Genomic DNA, 16,223 nt, shown 5'->3' with positions numbered 1-16,223 from the left:
GGAGGGAAATCCGGGACAGCCGACGCTTCCCCCGCCCGGCGTCGCCGGCGCAGACCTTTTCCGCGAACCCGGTCGAACGGCGGCATCGCCGCCACCGTCATTGCGAGGAGGCGAAGCCGACGCGACAATCCAGCTCCATTCCTTGACGGTCCGTCCGCCACCTCACCGAGGTGAGGAAAAAGACCTCTGCAGACTCCGCCAAACCGTGGAGACTAGGCCCAGACGGGAGATGTGGCGATCTTCTCCAACAAAAAGTCGATAAGGATTCTGACTTTTGCGGTCAATACATTTGATTTCGGATAGACGAGCCACAGGGACGACTGGTCGTTGATCTCATGTTCCGGAAGGACACGAACCAGCGTGCCATCGGCAAGCTCGCGGTAAACGCTCCATAGCGAGTTCATCGAAATTCCCGCCCCCGCAAGCGTCGCGACCTTCTGACTCAAACCGTCATCCAGAACCAGTCGCCCCCCTGCCTGACCCGGATGAAACAGTCCTGTTTGCCCGTCACGACCGATGAGCTCTTTCGGCGAGGCGTCCCTGAACCCGATCAACTGATGTCCAGCCAGGTGATCCGGGTGCAGGGGTATGCCGCGCTGATCGAGGTAGCCGGGCGAGGCACACAAAACCCGTCGGTCATCAGCCAGTTTTCGACACTTGAGACTGCTGTCGGCCAGTGCCGCGCTGCGCAGGGCAAGGTCGAAGCTTCCTTCGATCAGATCCTGCGCAAAAGCCGGGCATGTGCTCGTGCGTGTCGCCGCCACGAGCGTGAACACGGTCGACACCATGATCCGGCAGATGGGCAAGGATCTGCCCCTGTCGCCCGACTTGCCGGCGGTGCTTGGAATGGACTTTGCCGGCACCGTTGAAGCGGTCGGCGAGGGCGTCACCGGTTTCGCGCCGGGCGACGAAGTGTACGGTTGCGCCGGCGGGCTTGCCGATCTGCAAGGCGCGCTTGCCGAGACGATGCTGGCCGACGCGCGGCTGATTGCCTACAATCCGAAAAACATTTCGATGCGCGAGGCGGCAGCGTTGCCACTGGTGGGCATTACCGCCTACGAAGGCTTGCAAAGGGCCGGCGCTCGGGGCGGGCAGAAAGTTCTGGTTCACGGGGGTGCCGGCGGCGTGGGGCATGTTGCCGTGCAGTTGGCCAAGCCCTTCGGCACCGACGTCTATGCCACCTGCAGTGGCGAGAAGCAGATGAATATCATCGCCAGCTATGGTGCCACCGCCATTAACTATCACACCGACAAGGTCGCCGATTATGTGGCGAGGCATACCGGCGGGACCGGTTTCGATGTCGTTTTCGACTCCGTTGGCGGGGCCAATTTGACGGCTTCCTTTGCCGCCGCCGCATTGAATGGACAGGTCGCCACGACGGTCTCCTTGCTGGAACTGGATCTGACGCCGGCTCACTTCAAAGGGCTGTCGCTGCACGTTGTCTTCATGCTTATCCCGATGCTGTACAACCAGCAGCGCGAGCAGCATGGCGCCATTCTAGCGAAGCTGGCTGAAATCGTGGATACGGGCGCACTCACGCCCTTGCTCGATGAAACGCGCTTTGGCCTGGACGCCGTCGGTAAGGCCTACGCGCGCCTGAGCAGCGGTGAGGCAATTGGCAAGGTGGTCGTCGAAATCTAGCGGATCGGCAGGTCTGGGCTAGCGTTGGCGGGGGCTTTGCTGCCGCCAGAACGCGCGCGGACCTGCGCCTGAACCGCGCCGACCTGCGCCTGAACCGCGCCGACCTGCGCCTGAACCGCGCCGACCTGCGCCTGAACCGCGCCGACAGCGAAGCCACCGTGCAAGGTCTGGCTGCCGAAGTGCTGTGACCCCAAAGAAGGCGTTTGCGCCGCAGCCCGTTACCTCTAACGTTCGACGTCTTCCTTCAAGTAGCCGCCCAGGTTGACATGCGTATCCATACGGATACACTGAGCTGATGAATACTTTTCTTCGTTCGGATGAGTTTGACGCGTGGCTCGCGTCGCTACAGGACAAGATCGGTCGTGCCCGGATCATTCACCGCATCCGCGCAGCGGAACACGGGAACTTCGGTGACTGTAAGCCTGTCGGCGAAGGCGTTTCCGAAATGCGTGTCCATTTCGGGCCGGGCTATCGCGTGTACTTCGCTCGTCGAGGCGATGTGCTCTATCTGCTCTTGCTGGGAGGAAATAAATCCTCCCAAAAGCGCGACATCAAGCGCGCGATTGAAATGGCGCGAGCCATTGAGAAGGAGTAATCATGACCAAGTACGCCCATTTCGATGCTGCTGACTATCTCGACGATGAAGAAACCATCGCCGAGTACCTGACTGCGGCGCTTGAAGACCCGGACCCCGATGTTTTTCTCACTGCAGTGAGGGACGTCGCACGAGCAAAGGGCATGACCCAACTGGCTAAAGATGCAGGCCTGGGCCGCGAGAGCCTTTACAAGGCTCTCACACCGGGCGCCAAGCCACGCTACGACACCATGCTCAAGCTTCTGCATGCTCTCGGCGTCAAGCTTTCTGCTTCGCCTGCTCACCCATGAATTCCGGACGCCGAACGCTACGGAGCCAGGGGACAGCCACAAGCTGCGCTTGTGGTTCCCTAGCTTCGCTCGGCCGCGCCTGATCGAAAGATCTAGCGCTTTTCGCGAGCTTGGCGGGTGGGGAAACCGAGATCGGCACTCGATCCAGACTTGACGCGGTTTTTTGCGTTCCGCTGCGCCCGACCTCGCCATTTCTCTCGCAGGGCACACGCAAGCCAACTGATCGAAGGGCATTCGACGAGGGCCTTGTTTGCGGCGGCTCGATTTCGCCCGCGGCGTAGCGCTGCCCGTGTCGCCAAGTCCGGGCAACCATCCCCCCGCCACCGTCATTGCGAGGAGGCGCAGCCGACGCGGCAATCCAGTTCCATTCTCTGACTGCTTGTCCGCCACATCAGCCAGGCGAAAAAGCAAGACCTCTGGATTGCCGCGTCGGCGTCGCCTCCTCGCAATGACGGGCGTGCGGGCGGGTGGGGCGTCTTCAGGTGTCCACGCTTGACCCCGTTGTTCGACCCGCGGGCTGGCCGCCAGCGTTCTGCTGCTGACGAACGACCGCTTCGATCTCGCGGATCAGCAACTGCATCGTCGTTCCCCAGCCGGGGTTGTCGATCGTCGTCGCCTGGAAGCGCAGGAGGGCGCGCAACTCCTGCGGAAGTTCCGCCGCCTCCGGCAGGCGGGCACCCTCGACGAGCAGCGGAAAGATGGCCTTGCCCTGCCTGATCAGGTCCGCAATCTCCTTGCAGACGACGTCGCCGGTTTCGTGCAGGCGTGGCGTGCGGCCGTCGGCGCCGGCCAGCAGCCACGATCGGCCGATGACCACGACACCGGCCTTGCACGCCTGCAGCGCGTCGTCGATCGAGTCATCCCAGGCATGGCTGGGCGCAATGTCGCTGATGTCGAGGAAAACCCGCCGCCCGCCGAAATGCTCGGAGAGGTCGTTGGCAATGCGTCCGGCCGCCGCCGGCGCATCGCTGCGGCGGTAGGAAATGAAGACGTCGGGCGTCGCGGCGAGGGTGCCGCGCAGCAGATTGCCCAGCTGGCCGGTGCCGCTCACCCATGGCTCGGCGAGCTGGAGAAACTGCGCGCGGCTCACCCCGGGGACCGGGTGGCCTTCCCAGGTCTTGAGGATTTCCTGGAAGACGGAGTCCGAGTTGCCGGTGAGTCCGCCCATGAAGGGCAGGGGAAAGACGGGTTTTCCCTGATCGATGATGCGCCGCGCGATGTCCAGCGCGCCACGCCCGCCGCCGACCATCACGGCGGCAGAACAGCGGCTGATCGCTTCGCGCTTCCAGGCCTCGACGTCGGCCACGGCAACGATGCATTCGTCGTCGGCGGCGTAGCCCGGCAGCGGCAAACCGCCGCGCTCGAAGAGCCGGCTCCAGCCCAGCGAGATCTGCCAGAACGCACCCTGTGGCGTTTCGCCGCGTTCCCTGAGCGCTGCGCAGAAGGCGTCGGCAACCCAATGGTCGACGCCCGTGGAATTCCCGGCGACGAGCCCCAGGCCGGCGTCGGCCAGCGTCGCGCCGATCATGCGCGCGACGCGGCGTTTGGCGGCGTTGGTCCAGCCGGTGCCGATGACCAGGACGGATGGCCGCTGACGACCGCTCGTCGGCTGGGCCGTAGCGGTCACGTGGGCCGGCATCAAATGCACCAGGTCTCCCGCGCCGCCTGCTCGCTGAAGTGCTTGAAGGCTTCGGCCGTGCTCAGGAACACCCGCCCGCCGAGTCGCCGTTTGAGCAGCTCGCTGCGTTGCAGGCGGTCCATGACCGGCCCCTTGACTTCGCTCAGATGCAGCTTGATCGACTGTTCGTGCAGGCTGCGGTTGATCTCGTTGAGGACGTAGAGGCCGGTGGTATCGATACTGCTCACCGCCGACATCACCAGCAGCACGTCGCGCGTCGATTGCCCCTTTGCCGCGCGCTCCTTGAGCAGGTGTTCGAGGTGGTCGACGATGGCATCGACATTGCCGAAGAAGAGGTCGGCGTCGATACGCAACATGAGCAGCTCGGGCAGCGTCTCGACCCGGTGTCGTTCGACGTTGCGAAAGTGCTCGCTGCCGGGGATGCGGCCGATGACCGCGATATGCGGCCGGCTGGCGCGCCAGATGACCGTCGCCAGCGACAGGACGACGCCGAGAATGACGCCTTCCTCGACACCCAGCAGCAGCACGCCGGCGGCGGTCGCCAGCAGCGCCGCGGCGTCGCTGCGGTCATGGCGCCAGGCGACGCGCAAGGTCGCCAGGTCGATCATCCCGAGGACGGCAAGAATGATCGTCGCCGCCAGCGCCGGCAAGGGCAGCCACGATATCCAGGTCGTCGGCACGAGCAGCGCGAGGACGATCAGGGCGGCGGAAATCACGCTGGCCAGCGGCGTGTTGGCGCCGGCGGCGTAGTTGACCGCCGAGCGCGAAATGCTGCCGGTGACCGCGAAGCCGCCGGACACCGCGCTGGCCAGGTTGGCGGCGCCGAGTCCGAGCAACTCGCGGTTGCTGATGATTCTTTCGCCGCGCCGGTGCGCCAGCGACTGCGCAGCCGACTGGCTGGACAGGAAGATCATGAAGGCGATCAGCAGCGCGGGCCTGAGCAGGGGTTGCCAATGCTCGGCCGACACGGCCAGCGCGATCGCCGGCAGTCCGGAGGGAATCTCGCCGACGACCCTGACCCCGGCCTGCGCCAGGTCGAGGAGGGCGACGGCGGCCGTGGCCGCGACCAGGACCAGCACCGGCGCCAGCTTGGCGAGGATTTCCGCCGCTTTCGGCGACGCGCCAAGGGCCTTCAGCGCGCGTGCCAGAAAGACCTTCGCCAGCCACAGGGCGAGCAGCGAAGCCAGACCGATGCTCGCACTCGGCAGATGGATGCTCGCCAGTGGCCCGCCGAGCAGCGATTCGACCTGACCGCTGGCGATGAGCAGCGCGGCGCCGCTGGTAAAACCGCTCATCACTGGCCGGCTGAGGAAGCCGGCGACGAAACCGAGGCGGAAAACGCCGCTCAGCAGGAGGATCGCGCCAGCGATCAGCGCCATCTGACCGGCGAGAACCATGCTCAGCGCCGATCCCGGTGGTGCCAGGCCTGCCAGCGATGTTCCGATCATCAGCGAGGTGATGGCCATCGGCCCCACCGACTGCACCATGCTGCTGCCGAACAGCGCGTAGGCGAGCGGTGGCAGGATGCTGGCGTAAAGGCCGGTGACCGGCGGCAGGCCGGCGACCAGCGCGTAGGCCATGCTCTGCGGAATCAGCATCAGCGTGACGATGACGCCGGCGCCGATATCGCCGGCGAGCATGTCGCGTCGATAGTGCCGCAGCCAGATCAGCATCGTTGCCGTTTTCTCCTTGTCCGCCACGCGCCCGCGGGCGCTGCGCCCATCTTACCGCGTGTGCTGCGCTGCGGGCCGTCGCTCGCCGCCGCTCGCCGCTGCTCAGTGCAGCGTGAACAGCGCCGCCAGCTCGTCCCGGCCAAGATGGCCGATCCACTGTTCGCCGCTGCCGACGGTCAGCTCGGCGAGCTCGCGCTTGGCGCGGATCATGTCGTTGATGCGTTCCTCGAAGGTCGCCCGCGTGATCAGGCGATGCACCTGCACGTTCTTTTGCTGGCCGATGCGGTAGGCGCGGTCGGTCGCCTGCGCCTCGACGGCCGGGTTCCACCACAGGTCGTAGTGAATCACGCTCGACGCGGCGGTGAGGTTGAGACCGGTGCCGCCGGCCTTCAGCGAGAGCAGGAAGACCTGCTCGGTGCGATCGTTCTGGAAACGCTCGACGAGCGCGTCGCGGCGGCCGCGCGCCAGCCCCCCGTGCAGGAACAGCGGCTCGCGCGCGTAGCGTTGGCGCAGCCAGCCGGCGAGCAGTTCGCCCATTTCGCGAAACTGGGTGAAGACCAGCACCTTGCCGTGGCTGGCGTGAATCTCGTCGATCAGTTCGAGGAAGCGTTCCGCCTTGCCGGAGAGCGCGGCGTCGGCTTGCCCCTGCTTCAGGTACTGCGCCGGATGGTTGCAGATCTGCTTCAGTGCCAGAATCATCTGCAGCACCAGGCCCTGGCGCCGGAAGGTGTCCGACTCGCCGGCGATGACGCGCAAGCCTTCCTGGACCACCGACTCGTAGAGCGCGCTCTGCGCGGCGGACAGGCTGCAGTACTGGTCCTGCTCGATCTTGTCCGGCAGGTCGTCGATGATCGTCCTGTCGGACTTCAGCCGGCGCAGCAGGAAGGGTGCGGTGACCCGCCGGAAGCGCTCGACCGCCTGCTGGTCGCGATGCGTCTGGATTGGAACGGCATACTCCTTGACGAACTGCGGCAGCCTGCCGAGGTAGCCGCGGTTGGCGAAGTCCATGATGCTCCAGTACTCGGAGAGGCGGTTCTCCACCGGCGTGCCGCTCATGGCGATGAAGCTGCTCGCCGGGATCGCCTTCACCGCCCGCGTCTGCGCGGTCGCCGGGTTCTTGATGTTCTGCGCCTCGTCGATCACCAGCACCCGCCAGGCGAGCGCCTTGAGCGCCGCGGCCTCGCTGCGCGCGATGCCGTAGGTGGTGAGCAGTACGTCCGGGCGCTGTGCTCCCTGGCGGGTCGCCAGTTCGCGCCGTGTGCCGTGAAAAACGGCGACGCTCAGCGTCGGCGCGAAGCGCGCGATCTCCTTCTGCCAGTTGGTGAGCAGGCTGGTCGGGACGATGACCAGCGCCTTGCCGCCTTCCAGCGCGCCGTCGTCGCGCAGCTTCTGCAGCGTGGCGATCACCTGCAGCGTCTTGCCGAGCCCCATGTCGTCGGCGATGACGCTGCCGAAACCGAGGCAGGCGTTGCGGTAGAGCCAGGCGTAGCCGCGCTGCTGGTACGGACGCAGCGTCGCCAGCACGGCGTCCGGCAGTTCGACGTCGCCGGCTTCCCGCAGCTGTTGCAGGAGGCGTTGTGCGGCGTCGTCGAGGCCGATCGCCGCGCCGGCATATTCGCCGGCGAGCGCGGCGCGCAGCAGCTCGCTGTTCGACAGCGCCGGCGGCCGCGCCAGTTGCGCGCGCAGGCGCTCGATCTCGGCCGGGTCGAGATAGACGTAGCCGCCCTTGAAGCGGATCACGCCGGTGGCGTCGCGCACCAGTTCCTCGAACGCTTCCTGCGTCAGCAGCCGGTCGCCGACCGCCACCCGCCAGTCGAAACCGAAAACGTCGTCGGCGTTGAGGAAGCCGCCGCCATCAGCCGCCTGGCCCTTGACCTGCAGCGACAGGCGCGGTCGCAGCAGGCGCTCCAGCGCCTTGGGCAGCAGCGCGCGGATGCCGAGCAGGCGAACGACCGGCAGCGTGTCGAAGAGGAAAGCCGGCAGCGCGTCGGCGGCAATGCGCAGCGGCGTGCGCGCGCCGGCGCTGACGTAGGCGTTGAGCGGCGGGTAGAACTCGGCGAGCAGCGAAACCGTTTGCAGAATTCCGAAGCGCGACTGCGCCCAGGCCGGGTCGGCGAGCACGGTCGCCAGCGCCACCGGCGGCTGCAGCGCCGCGCCGCTTTCCGCGGCCAGGGTCAACTCGAAGGGGTCGTCGTTGTGCCCAGCGCGCTCATCGTGCTCATCGCGCTCACCATGCTCGCCCTCTTGCGCCGCTCCGTCGGCGAGGCACAGCACCGGCGCGTGCTCGCGACGGGCGAGGTGAAAGCGCGCCAGCCAGGCGTGGATACCGGCGGCGACCGATCCTTCGCCAGGGCCGTCGTAGAGCGCCCGGCCGCCGAGGAAGAACAGCGCCAGCGTCTTGTCGCCGGCAGCCTTGTCGCCCTCGGCCGTGCTCCACGCGTGGATGAAGTGATCGAGAAACAGCGAACAGAGTACGGTCGCCTGCGCCTCGGCGCTCAGCGGCAGCGTCCTGCGGCCTTCGCGCACCGTCACCCGGCCCGGCGGAAGGGCCGCCTGCACGCGCTGCAACAGCGCGCGCACGGCCGGGTCGAGGGTCGCCGGCAGCCAGCGCAGTGCCACTTCCTGGCCCTTCAGCGCAAGAATCTGCGGCACCACCGCGCCGCGGGCGAGCAGGTGCAGGGCCAGCAATCGCAGCGGCTGCAAGGCCGCCAGTTCGGGCTGGAAGTCGGGCAGGCGGGCCGGCGCCAGCTCGCCCAGCGCCGCGACCAGCTGCGGCCAGTCGCCGATCCCGGCGACGCCGCTCAGTGTCGCGGCGTTATTCGCGTCGAGCAGCACGACGGGTCGGTCGTCCGGTGAGAGCAGGACGGCGGCGTCGCCGGTTTGGTCGCCGGTTTGGTCGCCCTTTTGGTCGCCCTTTTGGTAGTCCGCTCCGTCGCCCGGCACGACGTCGAGCGCCTTGCGCGCCGCTTTCGCGACGCGCGCCAGCGCACGACCCAGCGTCGCGCGGAAATCGCCGGCAGCGAAGAACGGCGGCCGCTCCGGCAGGACGCGCAGCAGCGCTTCGGAAAGCTCCGGCACGAGGGAGAAATCGAGCCCGTCGAGCAGCCCGGTATCGGCTTCGGTTCGCTCGTCGCCGGTCGGCAGCAGCTCGCTCAGCGTCGGCAGCGCGGCGCCGGCATCGTCGTCGAGGTGAATGCCGTGTGCCTTCAGCGCAGCGGTGAGGTCGACGCCGCGCAGCGAAAAGACCAGGAAGGGATTGCCGTCGATCTCCCGGCTGAGCAGGTAGATCGCCGCCGCCAGGTGCTTGCACGGCACCGCCCAGTCCGGGCACGAGCAGTCCATCGCCAGATCCTGCCAGCGCGTCGGAAAAACGGCGACGCCCAGTTCGCCGGCCAGCGCCAGCAGCGCCGGATCGAGCTTGCCGTTGAGCATGCCGGCGATCAGCGCCGGGTCGGCGGCAATCCGCTCCAGCAGGCGAGTGACGTCGCGCGCGGCCATCGGCGGCACCGCGATGCTTACCCGGTACGGCCGCACGCGCGAACCCTTGACGCTCGCGGCGATCGTGCCGCCGCTCACCGTCAGGTTCTTCACCGCCCCCTTGTTGACGTAACTGCGCCCGCGCGGCAAGCGGTTGTCGTAGTCGATATGGGTCAGCGCGTCGAGCCACTGCTCGCCCCACCAGGTCTGGCCAAAGGCTGCGCGGCTTACCACGGGCTTGGCGCCGGCGTCGGTGCGGCAGGAAGGGAGGCGCGGGCTTTGTCCATGGTGGAATTCTTCTCGTGGCGTTTCTTGCGCGTCGCGCAGAAATCAGGGCGTGCGGCAGCGGGGACAGTCGATTTCAAGCTCCCGGCATTTTAGCGACGCAGTGCACGAACGGCCAGCGCCGCCACGGCGGCACGCGCCGTCATTGCGCGCGCAGCGCAGCAATCCAGGGCGAGGCAAGGCGCTCGAGGTGGCCATCGGCATGGTTTCCGCTGCGGTTCCAGGACAACCCAGTCGCAATCGCGGTTCATCCCCGCGCCTGCGGGGAACGCGGCCTACACGTGCAGCGGAGCGTCTACGTATTCGGTTCATCCCCGCGCCTGCGGGGAACGCTTTCGCGCGAGGCATTTGGCCCACGTCGCGCGCGGTTCATCCCCGCGCCTGCGGGGAACGCTCGTCGGCCTCGTACGGGGGAACGTCGCGCTCCGGTTCATCCCCGCGCCTGCGGGGAACGCTGACGACGTTGGAATCTCTCCTGATGAATCTGCGGTTCATCCCCGCGCCTGCGGGGAACGCCACCCAGGTAGCCACGCCTGCCAGATCGACCGCGGTTCATCCCCGCGCCTGCGGGGAACGCCAGGCCGTTATCTCTCAGGAAATGACTACCCCACGGTTCATCCCCGCGCCTGCGGGGAACGCCAGGGCGCAGATTTAACGCAAGCTCTATCACCCGGTTCATCCCCGCGCCTGCGGGGAACGCTTGTGGCGTCTCGTCTTCTGCCTCTACTCCGGCGGTTCATCCCCGCGCCTGCGGGGAACGCATCATTAGTGCTCAGTGTTTAGCCTGAATGCTCGGTTCATCCCCGCGCCTGCGGGGAACGCCTTTGCGCAAGAGCCTCAGCTACCGATAAAGACGGTTCATCCCCGCGCCTGCGGGGAACGCCGGTACTCGGTGCCTCCTGCGTTGACCGTGCTCGGTTCATCCCCGCGCCTGCGGGGAACGCCTGCGTCGCAAAGCCTCCCGCACCCGCGCCCGCGGTTCATCCCCGCGCCTGCGGGGAACGCGGCCATGGGGCCGTATTGTCCTGCGGGTAGCACGGTTCATCCCCGCGCCTGCGGGGAACGCTCTGGTGCCCTCGATGGGCATTTTCGCGGCGGCGGTTCATCCCCGCGCCTGCGGGGAACGCTTATGCGCACCGTCGCCGAAGAAACAAAAAGGCGGTTCATCCCCGCGCCTGCGGGGAACGCGTTAACCACATCACCGCGAACCCCGTCCACCACGGTTCATCCCCGCGCCTGCGGGGAACGCCGGACTTGCGCCGAGCAAGAACGCGCTTTCTGCGGTTCATCCCCGCGCCTGCGGGGAACGCGCCCCTCAAATCGCGTGAAAAATATCCGCCGGCGGTTCATCCCCGCGCCTGCGGGGAACGCGTGTCCGGGGCAGAAGTGGCGCATAAGTCAGCCGGTTCATCCCCGCGCCTGCGGGGAACGCGGTGCCGACAAGGCGATGCTGAGCCAGTTCTACGGTTCATCCCCGCGCCTGCGGGGAACGCCGTTTCGCCGTCATGCGGCAGGATTATTTCAGCGGTTCATCCCCGCGCCTGCGGGGAACGCTGCTGGAAAATGCGGGTTGTCTCGCCAGTTGGCGGTTCATCCCCGCGCCTGCGGGGAACGCTGAAGGGGTCCTCCGACCACAGGCGGAGATCGCGGTTCATCCCCGCGCCTGCGGGGAACGCCCTGCGGGTTTTCTCCCCCTACGGCGAGGTTACGGTTCATCCCCGCGCCTGCGGGGAACGCAAGTCCAGCGCCCGGCGAGCCAGGGCATTGACCGGTTCATCCCCGCGCCTGCGGGGAACGCGACTGCCTGTAATCTGCCGGCATCGGTTCACTCGGTTCATCCCCGCGCCTGCGGGGAACGCGCAAACACATCCGGCGCAACCTCGAACCAGGGCGGTTCATCCCCGCGCCTGCGGGGAACGCTCGCTCAGCACGGCTGTGCTGATCCGAGATTCCGGTTCATCCCCGCGCCTGCGGGGAACGCTTGGCCGGGGTTGCGCGTGGTGCTGTTGATCACGGTTCATCCCCGCGCCTGCGGGGAACGCCCGAACATGACCGTCTGATCGCCATAAACCCCCGGTTCATCCCCGCGCCTGCGGGGAACGCCGCATCGAAGCCGCCCACAGCCAGGCGCAGCTCGGTTCATCCCCGCGCCTGCGGGGAACGCATCGCGCTGCGCAATCAATATTCCAGCAAAGGCGGTTCATCCCCGCGCCTGCGGGGAACGCCCGCGTGCATCGGCGTATCAGCAACGGTGCTGCGGTTCATCCCCGCGCCTGCGGGGAACGCCTGAGCATTTTTTAACAGCCTGCAAGCGCATACGGTTCATCCCCGCGCCTGCGGGGAACGCGATCATTGCAGAAGCGGTAAGCAAGTTCGGGTCGGTTCATCCCCGCGCCTGCGGGGAACGCCTGCCCCGGCGCTTTCCCGCCATCTCCGCTGACGGTTCATCCCCGCGCCTGCGGGGAACGCAAGACCGCGAGCCGTGAGGTGGTCTGCACCAGCGGTTCATCCCCGCGCCTGCGGGGAACGCCACCACGTAGAAAGAGCATTCGCCCATTCACTCGGTTCATCCCCGCGCCTGCGGGGAACGCACTGGCGGCAATCCTTCGGCAAGGTCGTTCAGCGGTTCATCCCCGCGCCTGCGGGGAACGCCAGGCGCGCCGCGCGTTCGGCTTGCTTGGTGGCGGTTCATCCCCGCGCCTGCGGGGAACGCGGATTTCTCGCGCATAAGATCATTGGCCCGGCCGGTTCATCCCCGCGCCTGCGGGGAACGCGGATGCAAAAGAGCCTGACGGAAGCGATCAGGCGGTTCATCCCCGCGCCTGCGGGGAACGCCCAGGGCCGGCTGCGAGGGTTCCCGGGTGAAACGGTTCATCCCCGCGCCTGCGGGGAACGCTGTTCCCGGGGCATGCGGGTGCTCTCCTGCGTCGGTTCATCCCCGCGCCTGCGGGGAACGCCTCGACAACCTGGCGCTGCTGTCTCGCCGGGACGGTTCATCCCCGCGCCTGCGGGGAACGCGTTGGCCTTGCGACGGACGACAATGCCCCCGTCGGTTCATCCCCGCGCCTGCGGGGAACGCGGTAGCCGGGTCCTGATGCAGCGTTTGGCGTTCGGTTCATCCCCGCGCCTGCGGGGAACGCAGCCCATCTTGTGCCGGTAGCCGTCGAGAAGCCGGTTCATCCCCGCGCCTGCGGGGAACGCTTCTCCTGGTTGGGAACGGTGACGACCACTGTGCGGTTCATCCCCGCGCCTGCGGGGAACGCTTATCGATCTCGAAATCGCCCCCTGTGGCGTGCGGTTCATCCCCGCGCCTGCGGGGAACGCGAGGCTTGACGGATCACGGAGCGCTTACCGGGCGGTTCATCCCCGCGCCTGCGGGGAACGCCCGACATGGACATCAACGGGCGGTGCGTTCATCGGTTCATCCCCGCGCCTGCGGGGAACGCCACCAGCGTCAACCCCATGAACGCGACCGTGCCGGTTCATCCCCGCGCCTGCGGGGAACGCCTGCCGTAACAGCGGTGATAGAGATCGAGCACCGGTTCATCCCCGCGCCTGCGGGGAACGCTGGCCGCGCAGCTCTTCGGCCTGGATCGTGCCCGGTTCATCCCCGCGCCTGCGGGGAACGCGCACCTCCTCCATCTGTCGCAGCACGCGCAGCGGGTTCATCCCCGCGCCTGCGGGGAACGCTCCGGTGAAATCGGCAAGTACGAGGACATCCGCGGTTCATCCCCGCGCCTGCGGGGAACGCCGGCATGCAGACTCTCGCCGATCGCATTAAGGCGGTTCATCCCCGCGCCTGCGGGGAACGCAAATTGATAGCGCCAAGCGCCACAGCTTGCGCCGGTTCATCCCCGCGCCTGCGGGGAACGCGTGATCGACACACATGGGAAGGGCAAGGACAACGGTTCATCCCCGCGCCTGCGGGGAACGCTGGCACTCTGGCAGGTTCAGCGGGTTCGTATACGGTTCATCCCCGCGCCTGCGGGGAACGCCGAAAAATTCGACTGCGCGGCCGACAACCCCGCGGTTCATCCCCGCGCCTGCGGGGAACGCGCCAAGGGTGTGTTCGGTGATGAAACGGTGGTCGGTTCATCCCCGCGCCTGCGGGGAACGCTTATCGTTCGGTTTCGCAACGGTTCGTTGCTCCGGTTCATCCCCGCGCCTGCGGGGAACGCGGCGACGCATCCGAACACGAACATTGCTCGATCGGTTCATCCCCGCGCCTGCGGGGAACGCGCACATCCCGCCGCGCCGCGGCCGTCTTTCCGCGGTTCATCCCCGCGCCTGCGGGGAACGCAGCGTCCCGATGTCTGCCAGCGAATCTGTCGTCGGTTCATCCCCGCGCCTGCGGGGAACGCCGATGAAACGCTGCGCGCTGGCCTTGCTGTTGCGGTTCATCCCCGCGCCTGCGGGGAACGCCGCCGCGTCTGCGGGCCAGTGATTGCCGGCGAGCGGTTCATCCCCGCGCCTGCGGGGAACGCCCAGTGATTGCCGGCGAGCTTCTGGAAATCGTCGGTTCATCCCCGCGCCTGCGGGGAACGCGTGCGCCCAAAGAGAGCCAGCAGAGATGCTGGCGGTTCATCCCCGCGCCTGCGGGGAACGCCCGCGCGAAGGCGTCTCCCCGGAACCCTGATACGGTTCATCCCCGCGCCTGCGGGGAACGCATTTCCTTGAAGCGCGGATCGACCTTTGATTCCGGTTCATCCCCGCGCCTGCGGGGAACGCCCGTGAGAGTCCCGGTTCCGCTTCCGCCATAGGCGGTTCATCCCCGCGCCTGCGGGGAACGCTCGATCACGGTCATCGTGTAGGGGTCGAATAGCGGTTCATCCCCGCGCCTGCGGGGAACGCGCTGCAATCGGGGGCGACGAGTAGCAGGCCGTCGGTTCATCCCCGCGCCTGCGGGGAACGCGGTGTCGTCCGGGCGGTCGAAGGGGCCGGCGGCGGTTCATCCCCGCGCCTGCGGGGAACGCGGATTGAAATACACCTGCAGCATGCGCAGGTCCGGTTCATCCCCGCGCCTGCGGGGAACGCCGCCATCGTTGTAATTACTGGTCGGAGTAAGACGGTTCATCCCCGCGCCTGCGGGGAACGCCCCGCAAGACGTTAAACGCCGCGCCGCATGTACGGTTCATCCCCGCGCCTGCGGGGAACGCTGGTTTAGCGTGGGTCTCTTCCTGGGTGGATTCGGTTCATCCCCGCGCCTGCGGGGAACGCGCTCGCGTCGATCCTGCAAGCGGCAATCTGCACGGTTCATCCCCGCGCCTGCGGGGAACGCGGCTTCATTCTCCGCCCGCCCTTGCTGCGCTGCGGTTCATCCCCGCGCCTGCGGGGAACGCTTGTGGTCATGCTCCGCAAGCCGCAACAGACGCGGTTCATCCCCGCGCCTGCGGGGAACGCCAAGCACTCCTCATAGACGTCAGGCGGCGGTTCGGTTCATCCCCGCGCCTGCGGGGAACGCTGATCTAGGAGGTGCGTTACGATCTTGTTTTCCGGTTCATCCCCGCGCCTGCGGGGAACGCATCGCAAGGCTGTTTGGCGTGCATCCTGATGACGGTTCATCCCCGCGCCTGCGGGGAACGCGCCTTGTACTTCCGGCACCGGCGCGCTTTCGGCGGTTCATCCCCGCGCCTGCGGGGAACGCCTCCGTCTCCGCCCTGGAACAGAGCGCCGCCGCGGTTCATCCCCGCGCCTGCGGGGAACGCGCGGCCAGAGTGTTGCCGCTGCCGAGCATTCCCGGTTCATCCCCGCGCCTGCGGGGAACGCCGCAGGGCGGCGCAGGTGTCCAAAGCCCGCAGCGGTTCATCCCCGCGCCTGCGGGGAACGCTGGCGCGCAACATGAGAGCGGCGACCCGGGCGCGGTTCATCCCCGCGCCTGCGGGGAACGCTGCCAGGAGCGATTCGCGCGACCGGCCGGCCGCGGTTCATCCCCGCGCCTGCGGGGAACGCGAAACAGCAAGGTCGTAGGTCGCATTGATGACCGGTTCATCCCCGCGCCTGCGGGGAACGCCTGGCCTACTTCAGGCTCGGCGAAGCTGATGGCGGTTCATCCCCGCGCCTGCGGGGAACGCGTGATTCACCGACACGCCTATCCGCGCACCCTCGGTTCATCCCCGCGCCTGCGGGGAACGCCTCAACACTCACTCGCAGCCCTCGGCGGAAGGCGGTTCATCCCCGCGCCTGCGGGGAACGCAACTGCCGAAGCAATGAAGAGTTTTTCGAGCACGGTTCATCCCCGCGCCTGCGGGGAACGCCACACCGCTTTCGCCCAATCATCTAGTTCAAGCGGTTCATCCCCGCGCCTGCGGGGAACGCAGCTGTGACCGGACGCTTGCCGCCAGGGCAACCGGTTCATCCCCGCGCCTGCGGGGAACGCCCGTCAACATGCGGTGCATTTCCTCCTGTTCGCGGTTCATCCCCGCGCCTGCGGGGAACGCCTGAAACGGCATGTACGAAGCGAACAGCATTTCGGTTCATCCCCGCGCCTGCGGGGAACGCCTGCGATTTCTGCAGAATCTCGTTCCACTTCGCGGTTCATCCCCGCGCCTGCGGGGAACGCCCTGGCGCTTTTGCTCGCGCTCCTGAATGCCGCGGTTCATCCCCGCGCCTGCGGGGAACGCGAC

At 67.4% G+C, this 16,223-nt stretch carries 7 protein-coding genes and 1 CRISPR repeat array (1 of these 8 running past the window's edge); of the genes, 3 read left to right on the top strand and 4 right to left on the bottom strand.

Annotation, left to right across the window (positions count from 1 at the left end):
• Window positions 1–212: 212 nt before the first annotated feature.
• Window positions 213–776, bottom strand: a complete 564-nt coding sequence (locus QZ613_RS08475) for a substrate binding domain-containing protein (RefSeq protein ID WP_291867705.1) — start codon at window positions 774–776, stop codon at window positions 213–215.
• Between QZ613_RS08475 and QZ613_RS08470 the strand changes: the two genes are divergently transcribed.
• The 3 genes from QZ613_RS08470 (at window position 685) to QZ613_RS08460 (ending at window position 2,526) form a co-directional block, all read left to right on the top strand.
• Window positions 685–1,641, top strand: a complete 957-nt coding sequence (locus tag QZ613_RS08470) for a zinc-dependent alcohol dehydrogenase family protein (protein WP_291982133.1) — start codon at window positions 685–687, stop codon at window positions 1,639–1,641. The genes QZ613_RS08475 and QZ613_RS08470 overlap by 92 nt on opposite strands.
• Before the next feature lie 295 nt (window positions 1,642–1,936).
• On the top strand, window positions 1,937–2,236 hold the full coding sequence (locus tag QZ613_RS08465) for a type II toxin-antitoxin system RelE/ParE family toxin (protein ID WP_291867702.1): 300 nt from the start codon (window positions 1,937–1,939) through the stop codon (window positions 2,234–2,236).
• 2 nt (window positions 2,237–2,238) lie between these two features.
• Window positions 2,239–2,526, top strand: a complete 288-nt coding sequence (locus QZ613_RS08460; RefSeq protein WP_043570594.1) for an addiction module antidote protein — start codon at window positions 2,239–2,241, stop codon at window positions 2,524–2,526.
• A gap of 478 nt (window positions 2,527–3,004) precedes the next feature.
• Here the strand turns inward: QZ613_RS08460 and QZ613_RS08455 are convergent, their stop codons facing one another.
• The 3 genes from QZ613_RS08455 to QZ613_RS08445 form a co-directional block, all read right to left on the bottom strand.
• Entirely contained in the window at window positions 3,005–4,165 is a 1,161-nt protein-coding gene (locus tag QZ613_RS08455; RefSeq protein WP_291867718.1) for a toll/interleukin-1 receptor domain-containing protein, read from the bottom strand.
• Window positions 4,165–5,838 carry a sulfate permease gene (sulP, locus tag QZ613_RS08450; RefSeq protein ID WP_291982021.1) on the bottom strand — a complete coding sequence of 558 codons (1,674 nt, stop codon included), beginning with the start codon at window positions 5,836–5,838 and terminating at the stop codon, window positions 4,165–4,167. Before sulP ends, QZ613_RS08455 begins: the two co-directional genes overlap by 1 nt.
• Window positions 5,839–5,940: 102 nt before the next feature.
• A complete protein-coding gene (locus QZ613_RS08445; RefSeq protein ID WP_291982019.1) occupies window positions 5,941–9,549 on the bottom strand; it encodes a DEAD/DEAH box helicase in 3,609 nt (1,202 codons plus the stop codon).
• Window positions 9,550–9,843: 294 nt separating this feature from the next.
• Window positions 9,844–16,223: a CRISPR direct-repeat array (repeat unit 29 nt; unit sequence CGGTTCATCCCCGCGCCTGCGGGGAACGC); it runs 1,156 nt beyond the window's last position.

The sequence above is a fragment of the Candidatus Accumulibacter sp. ACC005 genome, from assembly GCF_907163215.1.
Lineage (GTDB): Bacteria > Pseudomonadota > Gammaproteobacteria > Burkholderiales > Rhodocyclaceae > Accumulibacter > Accumulibacter regalis.
The sequence above is the reverse complement of the archived record's forward strand: the minus strand, read 5'-3'. Positions and strand labels throughout refer to the sequence as shown.

What these genes read in the sequence shown, in the direction of transcription:
- QZ613_RS08465 (WP_291867702.1), top strand. Translation starts at nt 1,937, where the DNA reads ATGAATACTTTTCTTCGTTCGGATGAGTTTGACGCGTGGCTCGCGTCG.
- QZ613_RS08460 (WP_043570594.1), top strand. Translation starts at nt 2,239, where the DNA reads ATGACCAAGTACGCCCATTTCGATGCTGCTGACTATCTCGACGATGAA.
- QZ613_RS08455 (WP_291867718.1), bottom strand. Translation starts at nt 4,165, where the DNA reads ATGCCGGCCCACGTGACCGCTACGGCCCAGCCGACGAGCGGTCGTCAG.
- sulP (WP_291982021.1), bottom strand. Translation starts at nt 5,838, where the DNA reads ATGCTGATCTGGCTGCGGCACTATCGACGCGACATGCTCGCCGGCGAT.